Origin of the sequence: Enterobacter mori LMG 25706 (assembly GCF_000211415.1) — a bacterium.
GTDB classification, from domain to species: Bacteria; Pseudomonadota; Gammaproteobacteria; order Enterobacterales; family Enterobacteriaceae; genus Enterobacter; species Enterobacter mori.
On the sequence record NZ_GL890776.1, the window covers coordinates 803897 to 817857 of the forward strand.

The window sequence follows — 13961 nt, forward strand, 5'->3', positions numbered from 1 at the left end:
GAAGATGACGACATTACTAAATCCGTATTTTGGTGAGTTCGGCGGGATGTACGTCCCGCAAATCCTGATGCCCGCGCTGCGCCAGCTGGAAGAAGCCTTTGTCAGCGCGCAGAAGGATCCGGCGTTTCAGGCGGAATTTACCGACCTGCTGAAGAATTACGCCGGTCGTCCGACCGCGCTGACCAAATGCCGTAACCTGACGGAAGGCACCAAAACCACGCTTTATCTGAAGCGTGAAGACCTGCTGCACGGCGGTGCGCATAAAACTAACCAGGTGCTGGGCCAGGCGCTGCTCGCGAAGCGTATGGGTAAAACCGAAATCATCGCTGAAACCGGCGCAGGTCAGCACGGCGTGGCCTCTGCGCTTGCCAGCGCCCTGCTCGGCCTGAAATGCCGAATCTATATGGGGGCGAAAGATGTTGAGCGTCAGTCTCCGAACGTCTTCCGTATGCGCCTGATGGGGGCAGAAGTGATCCCGGTACACAGCGGTTCCGCCACGCTGAAAGATGCCTGTAACGAAGCGCTGCGCGACTGGTCTGGCAGCTACGACACCGCGCACTACATGCTCGGCACAGCCGCAGGTCCGCACCCGTTCCCGACTATCGTACGCGAATTCCAGCGTATGATCGGTGAAGAGACCAAAGCACAAATCCTCGAGAAAGAGGGTCGCCTGCCGGATGCGGTGATCGCCTGCGTTGGCGGCGGGTCTAACGCCATCGGCATGTTTGCTGATTTCATTGACGACACCAGCGTCGGTCTGATTGGCGTCGAACCTGCCGGTCACGGGATTGAATCCGGTGAGCACGGCGCGCCGCTGAAGCATGGTCGCGTAGGGATCTACTTCGGGATGAAATCCCCGATGATGCAAACCGATGAGGGCCAGATTGAAGAGTCTTACTCTATTTCTGCCGGCCTCGACTTCCCGTCCGTTGGCCCACAGCATGCGTATCTGAACAGCACAGGCCGCGCGGACTATGTCTCCATTACCGATGACGAAGCGCTGGAAGCCTTTAAAACATTGTGCCGCAGCGAAGGGATCATCCCGGCGCTGGAGTCTTCACATGCCCTGGCGCATGCGCTGAAAATGATTAAAGAGAACCCGGAAAAAGAACAGCTGCTGGTAGTGAACCTTTCCGGTCGCGGTGACAAAGACATCTTCACCGTTCACGATATTCTGAAAGCACGAGGGGAAATCTGATGGAACGCTACGATAACGTATTTGCAGAGCTGAAGTCCCGCCAGGAAGGCGCGTTCGTTCCCTTCGTCACCCTGGGCGACCCGGGCCCGGAACAGTCGCTGAAGATTATCGACACCCTGATTGAAGCCGGTGCCGACGCGCTGGAGCTGGGTATTCCGTTCTCTGACCCGCTGGCGGATGGCCCGACCATCCAGAACGCGACGCTGCGCGCTTTTGCCTCCGGCGTGACACCAACCCAGTGTTTCGAGATGCTGGCAGCGATTCGCCAGAAGCACCCGACCATTCCGATCGGCCTGCTGATGTACGCCAACCTTGTCTTTAACCGCGGTATTGATGAGTTCTATGCCGAGTGCGCACGCGTGGGCGTCGACTCCGTGCTGGTAGCAGACGTGCCGGTTGAGGAGTCTGCTCCATTCCGCCAGGCGGCGATGCGCCATAACGTTGAGCCGATTTTCATCTGCCCGCCGAACGCAGACGACGAACTGCTGCGCCAGATTGCTTCTTACGGACGCGGGTATACCTACCTGCTCTCCCGCGCGGGCGTGACCGGTGCCGAGAATAAAGCGGCGTTGCCTCTGCATCATCTGGTGGAGAAGCTGGCTGAATACCACGCCGCGCCTCCGCTGCAGGGCTTTGGTATTTCATCCCCGGATCAGGTTGCTGCAGCAATCGATGCGAAGGCCGCCGGGGCGATTTCCGGTTCCGCCATCGTAAAAATCATCGAGAAAAACGTGGATAAGCCAGAGCAGATGCTGGCCGAGCTCAAAACCTTCGTGACCGAGATGAAAGCGGCAACGCGCAAAGCATGATGCACTCCCCGTCTGGCGCGACTGCCAGACGGTTCCCCTTTTACCCCTGTCGAGTTACGTCAAAATTGATCGCGTCGATATTCTCGGTGCGAATAACTTTTCAAACCCTGCCGTAAGCGTATGATTCGGTTTCTTTCTGTTTATACCTTCTGAGTTCAAAGAAAAACGAAAAATACAAATTCCTCATTTAATTCAAAAAGATAACTAAGATTTTTAGCGTATTTTTTAATGTATTTTACGTTGTGCGAACGCAAGCATTTTCATGCACTTACATCTAAGTTTTGGAGAAAGATTTTTTACCGACGTTGACATAAAAATCATTTTTTCTCATACTCGCCCTGCACCAGCAAAATCTGGTGCCGGGATTGGCGTCCCGGATCACATCATGACGCATGGCCGCGTTAGCGGTTTTTTTATGCGTTAAGCACGGCCACATTCGCATTATGGTGGGCTGTGTGGGGGCGGAGAAATCCGCGCCGGGTTTCATGATGACCGGTTACGCCAACCCTGCACAGTTCACCACCTCGCTGATTGGCGTCAGCAGTGGTGATAACTTCGTTTCTTAGGAGTATCATCATGAATGCAGAGATCGCCGTTTCCACTGAATCCCCAAAAGTATTTTTTAGCAATTCCCGCTTAGTTACCACTTCCCAGGCTATCGCCGATTACTTCGACAAACAGCATAAGCACGTATTGGAAAAGATAAGATCCCTTGATTGTTCACCAGAATTCGCGACAGCCAACTTTTCGACCGTCGTCATAAAAGTTCAGGCAGGTTTCATGGAAAAGGATGCTGAAAGTTACGAAGTAACCAAAGATGGCTTTATGTTTTTGGTAATGGGTTTCACCGGAAAGAAAGCAGCCAGACTTAAGGAGGCATACATCGCCAAGTTTAACGCGATGGAAGCCGAGTTGCTTAACAGAAACCCAGCAGCTTCACGCCATGGTAATTACGCTGTTATCACCTATTTCGAAAACGGCCTGCCCGTGGCATGCCACCCTCTTATGCCTGGCGAAGCAATTATGAGTCCAGATTCTTGTCTGGAACATGTGATCCGCTCAGGCTATGTGGTGATGCCATGCGATGAGGCTGAGAAATTCACCCTGGGGCAGATTCAGGAAATGATTGCCATAGCTCGTCGAGCGCGAGATCGCAGGTCATAGTATTAATGCCGCCGCCCGTTCTTACATGCAACGGTCGGCGACTCAGAAGTTCATGAGAGATATACCATCACTCTAATATGACCGCAAAATTTTAAATCGATAAATATCGTCAAGGAGTGCATAAATCGAGGGCTTATTGATATTGGGAAAAGCAAGATTGACGAACTTAAACGAGCTTTATAAGGTGGTTTTGCCCCATCCATGCCCCGCAACAGATTTCATCTCACACCAGGTGTCATCCGGCCTGCAGGTTGATTTGTCTAAAAATCCACTAAGAATTCCCCAAAAATTTCTTAATAGTATAATGGCTGTTGCGAAAAACACTGTATATTAAATCAGTATCAGCGTAGCTCTGTTATATGCATCGTAATGGTTATGACAACCTAAATAAATAATGAAGGGTTGGATGCTCTATGTGGTTTACATATTCTCACTAACAACCGGAAAGGTATTTGGTGGTAAAGGACTCAATCAGATTTTTCAGGGCGAAAAAATCGGTGTGGTTATCAAGAAAGGTCAGGATTACGTTGCGCATGGTGAATCCCACGTCTGAGTGTGTCGTAGAAGTACGATGCCCGCAAACCTGCGGGCGGAGGGAGGGCGACGGCAGGAAATGTGCGCTTTTGCGGGGGAGTTCACAGGAATTTTTGGGTTATGCTTCTTTCCTTCAATCTTCCTAACAATCTGAACAACTCACAATCATTTTTCAGACCGAACTTGTGCATCATACTGTATTTATGTGTCGTCACCGTTTTGTAGCTGATGTTCATCATTCTGGCGATATGTTCTATTGAATTTCCCTTATAATATTTATCCAGAATATCTCGCTGCTTGAGAGATAATGTGTAATGTTTACAGTTCAGACAGGATGTGTATTGTGGAAATACATCGCTCACTATCCATTGTTGCCAGGCAATATAGAGTTGATGCGTTATCTCCTCAAGAGATTCCCGTCGCGTGAGATAGAGAATATCTTCAAAGCATAAGGGCGAACGACGATAATCCCTCTCATCGACTAGGCCAATAATAATACCCTTACGCCGGGCGCGTAACTCCGGGAAGCAGGTGTAACGTTCGCCATTGCACATGGAAAGCACAATCACATCGGCGACAGCAATATTCTCTGAGTTATAGTCAGTAATAAATTCGGCTTTTAGCCGGAATCGCCGCCAGAAAAAATCACTCAGATAATATTCCATGCCCTGGAGAAACATGAGATCGGTCTCTTTTATCAAAACTTTTACCATCTTCAACCTAGTGTATAGCTGATAAAAAACCTTTCTTCCGGCCACATAAACCCCTGCAGGAAATGGCTTCCGCCCCCTTTCGCGATTTGGAAATGCTGGCTGTTTTCCACTCCTTCCACCAGCACGGCGTTAACGTTACGGACGCAACGGTTAATAAGCGGAATTAAAGCAGACGGATCCTGCAGGATGCTTCTGTCAATTTTCACCCCGTCGAACCGCGCCAGTTCACCGCCTAAATTATCTACCTGCTCCGGAAAAATATCATCCAGCCAAATTTCTGCCCCCATGGATTTAATCATCCTGGTATATGCATAAAAGGCCTGCCGGTCGGAATAAGACAGGGAAATAAAGCCGTGCGGATCTTGCACCTCAAGGACAATTCCCTCCCGCAACCACGGGAGGAGTCGTTCAATAACCTGAGACGAACACAATAACCTGGCGGGAACGTTTAAATAGTACCGTTTCCTGTTTCTCATTTTATAGATAATCTGCAACTGCCAGCATAATATATCCAGGCAAGCATTATCAGATTGCGAGGAAAAATAACGTTCAGGATCCATGTTGGGTTGCAATAAGCTCAACACTTCCCACGCCTTAATCATTTTTTCTGCCACAGAAAAAATGGGCTGAAAACGTATTCCACGCACCGCATGTTCAAATGGTAAACGATACATAGTGAACCTTTATAAAAAATTCCCACCAAGGAGTGGATTACTGCCAGGTAAAATCGACGTTCATCACTGACTGGAACGTACCAGGCGTCGCACTACCCTGCGGAGTAAACATCCGGGCCGACAGCGGGAAGGAGACCGAGCGGCTACTGATATTGACGCTTTGCTGCAGGGAACTTCCAGGCGCATAGGCGGTGGCATGGTCACGGCTGGCGATACGCAGCGCCATATTGCCGCTGGTACCGCTGTTTTTCCACGCCGTGGCGTCTTGACTGTCCACCGTACCGCTCAGCAGTGCCGTCACGTTACTGGTGCCCGCTGGGCAGTTCGTCAGCAGCAGATCGAAATCCTGCCACTCGCCGCCTTCCCCTGCGGTGCGTAGATCGATTCGCTGCAGAGAACCGAGTACCACGGTTTTGTTGACCGTGTCGGTGTCGATGGTGCACGGGCTGGCAACCACGTTGCCGCTCAGGGTTAGCGATGCGTCAGCAAATGATAACAAGGGCAACATCAGCATGAATGCGCCACCGAGCCATTTACATTTGTGCATGGGAATTCTCCACAGCGCTCCAGTTTCCTGGCGCGCCTTTAAACTATTGATATTCAAACGTAGCGGTGACGACAGAGTTAATGCTGCCCGGCATTACGCCACCGTTTTGGGTATAAGCACGTGCGCGTAACTTGTAGGTGACTGCATTACTTGCAACTGCCCCGGAAAGCGTTTTGGTATCACCGAGCGCATCCCCTGCCTGACTTTGCAACTGCACGGCCAGATTCATAGCAGAACCGGTATTACTGTACATATCACCAGGATTGCTAAGATCAGCGGTGCCGTGCATGGTCATAATCGCGTTTGTTGTGCCAGCCGGGCAGCTACTGAGATTAATATCAAAGTTAACCCAGCTGGTCGCAGCCCCCGCTGTTTGCAGAGAGGAAGCCTGGATAGTCTGTCCAAGATCAACCGCTTTGGTAATGCTGTCGCTACTTACCTGACACGGAGAAGCAATCACGTTCCCGGTAATATTCAGGGTGACTGGATCACCTGCATAAGCATTAAGACTTGCTACCATCAGACCCAGGGTGCTTGTCGCGATAATTGAAAGTTTCGCCATTTTTTCTAATTCCTTTATCTATTATTGGTACGTTAAATCCAAGGTCGCTGATGCGTTAGCCTTACCCGTTGAAACACTAGTTTTAGTCTGATAATAGCGAGCGGTAATTGGGAAAGTTTCTTGTCCTCCTGCCGATTGCTTCAGCATAATACGGTTATTTAATACTAACGGCGTACCGTTATATAACAACTGCACACCGACACCCTTCGCTACATCTGCATTTCCCTGTCCGGTTAAAGCTAATACGCTGGAAGTACTTACGTCAGGGTTTTCGGTGCCTTGTAGCGATACGTTAATATTGGCTCCAGCGTCGCAGTCAAGACTTAAATACTGGGTATTCTGTGCTCCGGAAGGAATAGTCCCAACTGAACTCCCAAAATATGATGCCAAAATATTACCAATAGGAAATGTTAAATTAGGAGTTCTAATTGAACATGCAACTTGCGTACTATTGGCACCAATTATATTATAAGTGTAAGCCACCGTTGCATTATCACTTGCTTTAACGATGGCGAATCGCCCTGAACTCAAAATACCTGAATTTATATTTCCAGTTTTAATAAACTGTATCGTTCGTTGGGTTGTATCACTCATTGCTCCCAATCCAAAAAGCAACATCTTAGCCGGGGAGGAAAATGAACCCATTTTTATCCCCACCCCAGGAATGTTAGTATTATAATACCCTGCAATGGATGATGCCGTTGTAAATAAAGTCATTTCATAATAATACGGGCTGTTATTAGAATCGCAGCTAAGGAAAACGCTACCAGTTGTAGGGACATTAATTGTCCCAATAATAGCTCCTACAGTCGCATCACGTTGAACTACAATGTTTGTAGCATTTATTGTGGTTGTTATTGGTGTTGCACCACCTTGGTTAGTATAACAAGCTGCATTTACACCATAACTTATCAATCCCACCAAAGCGACAACCATGTATCTTATAAATTTCAACACAATGATATTTTGAATCATCATTTTCGCCCTCAATTACAACGCGCACTAATAACTAGAACACCGGAAGTTAAGTTTTTTTCTGACAGGGAATAATTTGCATTACATTGCTCCGAAGTATCATTACCCCACTTCACCAGCAATGTCCCGCTCGGGTTCAACCCAGTTAAATAAACCTGTCCTTTATCCCCAACAATAAAGCTGTTCGCGCCCTGCCCTTTCACCGTCGCAATCGCGCCAAACGGCACCGGCTGTCCGCTGCTGTGGTTAAGCGTCATCAATACCCTTATCCCCACGTTCGCCACATAATCCGCCCGCACCACCGCGCCACGCGTTGGAATCACCGTCTTGTTGGTTAACTCCAGTTCCACATCATCCGGCAGGGTATCGGTCATTAGCGCTACGTCGTTCTTACGGTACGGCGTCAGGTTGCTGACAGCGGTATAGCCGCGCCAATCCGTTTTCGCTCCGCTCTGGTTCTGAATACTCACCCCTTTCGCACCCGGCGCTTTCACCAGCACATTGGTTTCACCCAGCGGCTGCGAGAAGGTCACGCCATCGGCATGGGCAATGATCCCGCCCTGCAGGCCGTAGTTCAGACGATCGCTGTCTTTGTCGTAGCCATAACCTGCGGTGACTTCGCCGTAGGTGCCTTTGTAGTCAGCGTTAGCGTTGCCGGTATAACCCACGTTATCGGTGCCATAACCCTGCTGCACATTCCAGCTCAGGGCGTTGTTCTCCAGCGCCGTGCCGTTCAGCCCTACGCTGTGGGTGGTGCCGTTGTTCTTACTATGGTTCATGCTGTAGTTGGCCCAGGTGCGCGGAAGGAATTTCTCCAGCGGCACGCTGACGGTCAGCGCAATCTGCTGATCTTTGTCATAGCTGGTCGTGTGACCGTAGCTGTCGGTACTGCCGTTTTTGCTGTAGGTGTACGTAATGCCATAGCTCACGCTGTTCCATGAGTTGTTATACCCAGTGCTATACGACTCCATGGTCTTACCGCTATTCCAGTAATCCTCCCGCACCGCACTGAGCATCAGCGAGCCGAAGTTCTGGCCGATGTTTTGGCTCATGGTCAGCTCAGCGCGGTTGCGACGACGATCCTGCAATGCGCTGCTGTCGCCGTAAGAGTCCAGCACTTCCTGCATGCCGTAATAGCCGCTGGTGGAGTAGCGATACCCGGCGATGGCGAAGTTGGTCCCCGTTTCAACAAAGTTCTTGCTGTAGCGAATACGCCACGACTGGCCCTGGCTCTTCGGCATATCTTTCGGGGTACCCCACGACTGCGTTACGTCGGTGGAGAACGCACCCAGATCGCCCATGTTTTTACCGATACCCGCCGCCAGGGACTGATACTTGCTCGACTCCTGAAAACCGCCGTACATCGTCAGGCCATATGGCAGACCGTAGATTCCGGTCAGCTGGCTGAACGGGGTTTTATCCACGTCGCTGTTATACGAACGGTACTGACCCCCCGTCACTGCATACTTAAAGCGCCCTTCACGCTGCAATACAGGAAGTGACGCAAAGGCCACGGTAAAGTGCTGCTCGCTGCCGTCGCTCTCTTTGACGGTAACGTCGAGGTCGCCCGCGCCACCAGTCGGGTACATATCTGTTATTTCAAACGCACCCGGCGCCACGTAGCTCTGGTAAATCTGATACCCGTTCTGGCGAATAATCACCTGCGCGTTAGTTCGCGCAATGCCGCGCACTACCGGGGCGTAGCCTTTCAGAGAGTCCGGCATCATGTCGTCGTCCGAGGCCAGTTGTGCCCCACGGAACGGGATACTATCGAACACATCCGCTGGGGAGGAGCTGTCACCGGCGGTGAGCTGCGCCTTCAGCGGAATGATCGCCCGCTGACCGTAGGTGTAGACCGTATCCCACTTGTCTTTGCCGTTGCTGTCGCGCGTCCAGGTGGTGTAGTTACGCAGTCGCCACGGGCCAATGTTGATCCCCGGACGCAGGTTGGCGTACTGGCTGTTGGTGTCGCTGTCGTTGCCGTTACGCGCCCGGTTGTTAGAGCCACTGAGGCTGTAGTTGAGCATCGCGGCGGTGATCCCTTCGTCCCACATCTCCGGCGGCACGTAGCCGCGCGCCTGCGGAGATAACGCCGCCTGCGGAATACTGATCACCAGACGCTGGGCGCTGAACAGGAACTCAGCCGAAGCCTGCGGGATGGCGTCTAACTTCGCGCACTCACCACCGGACGCCAGCTCCGGGAACAGTTCAGTCTTCACGCCCCAGCTTTTCAGCTGAGCGACGCTCAGGCAGGGTTGCAGCGACTCCTCACCGTTCGCATCTTTTACGGCGTCAAATTTAACCTCACGGGTATCGACAACCTGATCCCCGAGAACAATATCGACGCGATAGGTGCCAGGCAGCTGCGACCCGGATTCAAATGCCGACAGGTCGGCACCTTTCATCCCCGGGTTATCCAGCTCGATCAGCTCCGGGTTAAAATAATCGCGGGCATGGGCGACCTCAGTGGTCGCGCCAAGGGCAAACGCGATTAAAAATGCCAGGCGTGCAGGTTTGAATAGTCGTTCCTGCTTATTTTTTCTCATCACAACTTACTCCATCCGTACGAAACAGGTGTCCTTTACCCCAGCGCGCATTACAACGTGGCGTTATGTATGTTTCCGGTTCCGCCGTAGTCGTTGATAATTTTGAAGGTCACCGCCCCGCCGCTGATGCCTTTCGGCAGATCGAAACGCGCTGTTGACCCCGGCAATACGTATGTGACGTCTTCCAGTTTTTTGCCATTGACGTTAATTTCGTTGAAGTTCATCACCACGTTAGTCGGGTTGGTCACCTGGATTTGGTTGCCGCTGCGCTGCCAGGTTAATTTGTCCGCCAACTCTTCCGGAATAACACCTTTCAGCGCCGCCGGGCGGTATCTCAATTTGATGCGGGTTTTAACCGCAATTTGCAGAGTATTGTCTTTACGTGGTGCCGCAGGGATGGCTTTAATATTCAGCCAGTAAAGCGACTCTTTATCCTGGGCAACCGAACCGGCTAATACGATGCGCTCGACGTTTTGCTGATCTTTGTCCAGCCGATATAATGGCGGCGTAATAATAAAAGGTGCTTTCTCAGCACCCCCATTTGGCGTTTCTACCCACGACTGAATTAAATACGGCGTCGAGTCGGGATTGTTGACGCTAATAGAGGATTCCTTTTTATTGCCATCATAAATTACACGCGTTCCACCAATGACCACTCCGGCATTGGCTGCTGAAACGCCAGCAGAAAGAATCGCACAGGCAATTAAAGTTTTACTCAGAAAGTGCATTTTATACCTCGATAAAAAAGGGGCCGACAGGCTGGCCCCAATGGTTTTTTCCGGCAGGAAAATTAGTTGTAGACTACGGAGAAGTTAGCTACAGAGTTAGCCGGACCCGCAGTTACAGAATCAACGGTAGATTTATACTGAGCGTAGAAATCCAGAGTGTTGTCTGCAGTTGAAGAGAGCGCGTAGCTGTAGCCGTTAGAACCGTGCAGCGGCAGCTGTGCTTTGTCAGCGGTCATCAGGTTGATACCAACACCAGTAGCAGCGCCAGCAACAGAGCTGTCGATAGCCAGCAGAGTAGAATCAGTAGCATCAGGTGTACCGTCGAAACGTACAGATGCAGAAGTCACGGTAGCCGGGCAGTCTTTCAGCACGATGTCGAACTTAGTGGCAGCAGTAACGTCGCCAGCAGCAGCGAATTCAGACTTGTTGTATTTGCCCAGCTCAACGGTCTGGTTCTGAGAACCAACGTCAACGGTGCACGCTGCGTCCAGAATTTCACCGTTGAAGTTCACAGTGCCAGCAGCAGCGAATGCGTTAGACATAGACAGTGCAGCGGTAGCAACGATAGCAGCAGCGATAATATTCTTTTTCATGAATTAAATTTCCTAGTGATCCTATAATTTATTGAAATACAGACATCACCATCCGAATGGGTATTTTCCATTTGTTTTGTTATGCCCGAGATTTCATTTCCAGTGTGCATTGAGTGGAAAGAAAAGATGTTTAATTGATAACTTTGCTTTCACGCCCTCATTTGCTGAAACGAAATTTATAAAACTTTTAATGCAATCGCAATTTTTTTACGAGCTATTATTGGATTAGTTTTTAAACATAAATTTAACATACCGGAACGCCGCATTAATTCCAAAAAAACGATCGTGTTTCATCATTGTTAAATAACGAGTCCATTTTGACACCAAACAACCGTTTAATTTTTCCTGTAAGAAGAGATAATTGAAATCGAGTTAAAAAAAATAATTTTTGGAGTTTAGATAATGAATTCAAAAATCCCTGCAACCTCAGCTCCGTGGATAGATGGTACGCATGCAGTCAAACCTGAATGTGAAATCAATAAATTAATCGAACACATATCACCTTTTGCAACGCCTTGTAAATCATCCAGAGGAGAAATTCTTCGTTTCTATACTGGAACCAAGCGTACATGTTATTTGCTGCATCAGGGAAGCGTTACACTTAACCGGAGGGGAGATGGAATGATACTAAATTCAGAAAATGCGACATTCATCCTTGGCGTCAGCAATCAATTTTCCCAGTCAGAAAATTTATATATTCGTGTCACAGAAGATGCACTGATAAGCAGGCTAACGCTGGAGAGATTCAATCTGCTCTTAGAACGTTATGAACTTTGGAAAAGCATGTATAAGCTGTTAGTTTACACTTCTTCCAGAGTATATGAGCATTGTGCGATAATCTCTCAGATGTCCTCCTATGAGATTATTCGATTTCAGTTACAGGAATTGATGTTTGAGCCTGAACAGATCCGGAGCAGCATGACAGCTGCTAATTATATCAAAGGCCGTACCTATCTTTCACGGAGCGGAATTATGCGTATCCTGGCAGATTTGCGTGACGCTGGGTACATTGAGCTTAGGCGCGGGGTATTGATATCCATCAACAAATTACCTTTGAAGTATTAGTAATACCAATTGCGCCGGGTGTTAAAATCATAGGATGAACTATACTGTTTAAAATGTTTACGGATTGGACAGGTTATGTATGGTTAACAATGTTTCTTCTTCCCTGATTTTAAGTCAGTCAGACATTGAACAACAACTGATCGATAAACTCAGTTCATGTGCAGAGATTCTTCATATACCTCCTCGTCGACGTTTAAGCTTGCAGGTTAGCGCAGTACGCTTATGCTATGTAGTCCTCAAAGGGCAGGTCTCAGTACATCGCATAAGTGATGGTCTAATGTTAGGAACCTTACATGACCCCGGCCTTATAGGTATTGTTAACATGGATGTTCTTGAATTTGACGGTTACATAAGAACGTTGGTCCCCTGTAAAATAGGCGTCCTTAAAGTGGAGACCGCTCGAGAGGTTATTTGCACTCACAACCTATGGGAACATGTGACAAAGCATATGTTCGAAGTTGCCAGTAAACTTGTTCGTTCAGGCGAAAAGCTTTCTTTGCCTTCTTCGTATGATATGGTTTGTGTACAACTCCAAGAATTGATCAATCAACCCCCTGAGATCAGAAATAATATCACTGCAGAGCATTATATTAGGGGAAAAACATACCTTTCACGCAGCGGTATTATGCGAGTTCTGGCTGAACTTAAGAAGGGAGGGTATATTGAAATTCAAAGGGGAATACTCTTAAAAATCAATAAATTGCCATCTAAATTCTAGTCAAGAAAACTTTTCTTTCTTACCAAGCAGCTTAGGAAAAATGTTATATTGGTGCGCAACTCTTCTTACAGCGGAATGTCATCTGTTTCTGACCTGCTGATGAAGTACATTTCCCGCCCTATAACCTCGACCTTTTCGGCTGCTTCCCCTTTGGTTGCTTCCCCATCATCCATGATTAACGCTTTGTTCGTAAGCTTTGTGAACTGAGTCCTGCCATCGCTGAGGATCAGCAGAGCCTGTCTTTGCACCAGTTGGCTGACCGGTTCGATCACCCCAAACCCTGACGTAGTTTCGATTATGCGGCTTTCGTTCGTGGTGCACGTACTCGCCGGAGATAAACGCTGTTCAACGTAGTCTGTTGCCGGTGAAGGAAAGCCCATCAGAAAACCCTCCCCATGTTACGCAAGATCCAGTAGCGATTGTCGCTTCCATCGGCCGTCTTATCAGCGAAGTCTGGCTGGTTGCGCTCTATCCACGAATTTGCATCAGCACGGGTAAAGTGCCAGTTAACGCCACGCAACTTCTGTATGAAGCTGTCTGTTCTCAGGCAGCGGTAGCCTTTTGGGTTCAGTTCTATTGCAGCAATAAAAGCTGCATTTATGTCTGCAGTTCGTGCCATGATTACCTCACAAAATACTGTGTTTATATACAGTGTATTTTGAAGATTAAAATGGTCAATCCCGATATTGCCTATAAATTCTCAATCGTGGGTAAGTCATTGATAAAAGCTGCGGCAGGGAATTTTTTATACAGGGTACATACTGCCACATCATAAATTATCGCTACCTGCTTCCTGTCTACGCCGTTCGCTATCAGTCGTCCTGCCTGCGCCCATTGCTCCTCGGTAAGTTTCGGACGCCTGCCGCCGATTCGCCCTTTCTCACGAGCTGCAGCCAGACCTGCCCGGGTGCGCTCTACAATCAATTCCCTCTCCATTTCCGCCAGGGCTGACATGATATGAAAGATGAAGCGCCCCATCGGGCTTGATGTATCGATACTGTCTGTGAGGCTCTTAAAGTGGATACCGCGCTGCCGGAGTTCGTCCACCAGCAGCACCAGATTTCGCATGCTGCGCCCAAGGCGATCCAGCTTCCAGACCACCAGCGTATCCCCCTCATTCAATGCCCTAAGAAGC

General features: G+C 49.2%; 17 protein-coding genes. 6 read left to right on the plus strand and 11 right to left on the minus strand.

The window, feature by feature from the left end:
* Positions 1–4: 4 nt before the first annotated feature.
* The 4 genes from trpB to ENTMO_RS26645 all read left to right on the plus strand — a co-directional run bounded on the left by trpB (position 5) and on the right by ENTMO_RS26645 (position 3171).
* Positions 5–1198: a tryptophan synthase subunit beta gene (gene trpB, locus ENTMO_RS0113620; protein ID WP_010431806.1), complete on the plus strand. Its 1194-nt coding sequence runs from the start codon at positions 5–7 to the stop codon at positions 1196–1198.
* Positions 1198–2007, plus strand: a complete 810-nt coding sequence (gene trpA / locus ENTMO_RS0113625) for a tryptophan synthase subunit alpha (RefSeq protein WP_010431809.1) — start codon at positions 1198–1200, stop codon at positions 2005–2007. The genes trpB and trpA overlap by 1 nt, the downstream gene beginning before the upstream one ends.
* Positions 2008–2399: 392 nt before the next feature.
* Positions 2400–2573 carry an ash family protein gene (locus ENTMO_RS26640; RefSeq protein ID WP_010431811.1) on the plus strand — a complete coding sequence of 58 codons (174 nt, stop codon included), beginning with the start codon at positions 2400–2402 and terminating at the stop codon, positions 2571–2573.
* A gap of 10 nt (positions 2574–2583) precedes the next feature.
* Positions 2584–3171, plus strand: a complete 588-nt coding sequence (locus tag ENTMO_RS26645) for a Rha family transcriptional regulator (RefSeq protein ID WP_010431813.1) — start codon at positions 2584–2586, stop codon at positions 3169–3171.
* 635 nt (positions 3172–3806) lie between these two features.
* On the opposite strand, the gene ENTMO_RS0113650 is transcribed toward ENTMO_RS26645, so the two are convergent.
* The 8 genes from ENTMO_RS0113650 to ENTMO_RS0113680 form a co-directional block, all read right to left on the minus strand.
* The gene (locus tag ENTMO_RS0113650) at positions 3807–4463 is read right to left on the minus strand and encodes a helix-turn-helix transcriptional regulator (protein WP_157133719.1); all 657 of its coding nucleotides are present in this window, start codon (positions 4461–4463) and stop codon (positions 3807–3809) included.
* The gene (locus tag ENTMO_RS25295; RefSeq protein ID WP_071985422.1) at positions 4421–5092 is read right to left on the minus strand and encodes an EAL domain-containing protein; all 672 of its coding nucleotides are present in this window, start codon (positions 5090–5092) and stop codon (positions 4421–4423) included. Before ENTMO_RS25295 ends, ENTMO_RS0113650 begins: the two co-directional genes overlap by 43 nt.
* A gap of 37 nt (positions 5093–5129) precedes the next feature.
* The gene (locus ENTMO_RS0113660; RefSeq protein ID WP_010431823.1) at positions 5130–5639 is read right to left on the minus strand and encodes a fimbrial protein; all 510 of its coding nucleotides are present in this window, start codon (positions 5637–5639) and stop codon (positions 5130–5132) included.
* Between the two features lie 43 nt (positions 5640–5682).
* Entirely contained in the window at positions 5683–6201 is a 519-nt protein-coding gene (locus tag ENTMO_RS0113665) for a fimbrial protein (protein WP_010431826.1), read from the minus strand.
* A gap of 21 nt (positions 6202–6222) precedes the next feature.
* Positions 6223–7179, minus strand: coding sequence for a fimbrial protein (locus ENTMO_RS25300; RefSeq protein WP_083816533.1), 957 nt, complete (start codon positions 7177–7179; stop codon positions 6223–6225).
* An 8-nt stretch (positions 7180–7187) separates the two neighbouring features.
* Positions 7188–9722, minus strand: a complete 2535-nt coding sequence (locus ENTMO_RS0113670) for a fimbria/pilus outer membrane usher protein (RefSeq protein WP_010431832.1) — start codon at positions 9720–9722, stop codon at positions 7188–7190.
* 50 nt (positions 9723–9772) lie between these two features.
* Positions 9773–10450 (minus strand): fimbrial biogenesis chaperone, encoded by a 678-nt coding sequence (locus tag ENTMO_RS0113675; protein WP_010431835.1) that lies wholly within the window; start codon positions 10448–10450, stop codon positions 9773–9775.
* A 62-nt stretch (positions 10451–10512) separates the two neighbouring features.
* Positions 10513–11043, minus strand: a complete 531-nt coding sequence (locus tag ENTMO_RS0113680) for a fimbrial protein (RefSeq protein WP_010431837.1) — start codon at positions 11041–11043, stop codon at positions 10513–10515.
* Positions 11044–11445: 402 nt separating this feature from the next.
* On the opposite strand from ENTMO_RS0113680, the gene ENTMO_RS24160 reads away from it, so the two are divergent.
* Positions 11446–12108: a winged helix-turn-helix transcriptional regulator gene (locus ENTMO_RS24160; protein WP_041951402.1), complete on the plus strand. Its 663-nt coding sequence runs from the start codon at positions 11446–11448 to the stop codon at positions 12106–12108.
* 79 nt (positions 12109–12187) lie between these two features.
* On the plus strand, positions 12188–12826 hold the full coding sequence (locus ENTMO_RS24165; RefSeq protein ID WP_071985423.1) for a winged helix-turn-helix transcriptional regulator: 639 nt from the start codon (positions 12188–12190) through the stop codon (positions 12824–12826).
* A gap of 65 nt (positions 12827–12891) precedes the next feature.
* Here the strand turns inward: ENTMO_RS24165 and ENTMO_RS0113695 are convergent, their stop codons facing one another.
* The 3 genes from ENTMO_RS0113695 to ENTMO_RS24170 form a co-directional block, all read right to left on the minus strand.
* Positions 12892–13098, minus strand: a complete 207-nt coding sequence (locus ENTMO_RS0113695; protein ID WP_324292039.1) for a hypothetical protein — start codon at positions 13096–13098, stop codon at positions 12892–12894.
* A 107-nt stretch (positions 13099–13205) separates the two neighbouring features.
* A complete protein-coding gene (locus ENTMO_RS0113700; RefSeq protein ID WP_010431841.1) occupies positions 13206–13445 on the minus strand; it encodes a hypothetical protein in 240 nt (79 codons plus the stop codon).
* A 71-nt stretch (positions 13446–13516) separates the two neighbouring features.
* A partial coding sequence (locus ENTMO_RS24170) for a recombinase family protein (protein ID WP_010431842.1) occupies positions 13517–13961 on the minus strand: 445 nt, incomplete at its 5' end.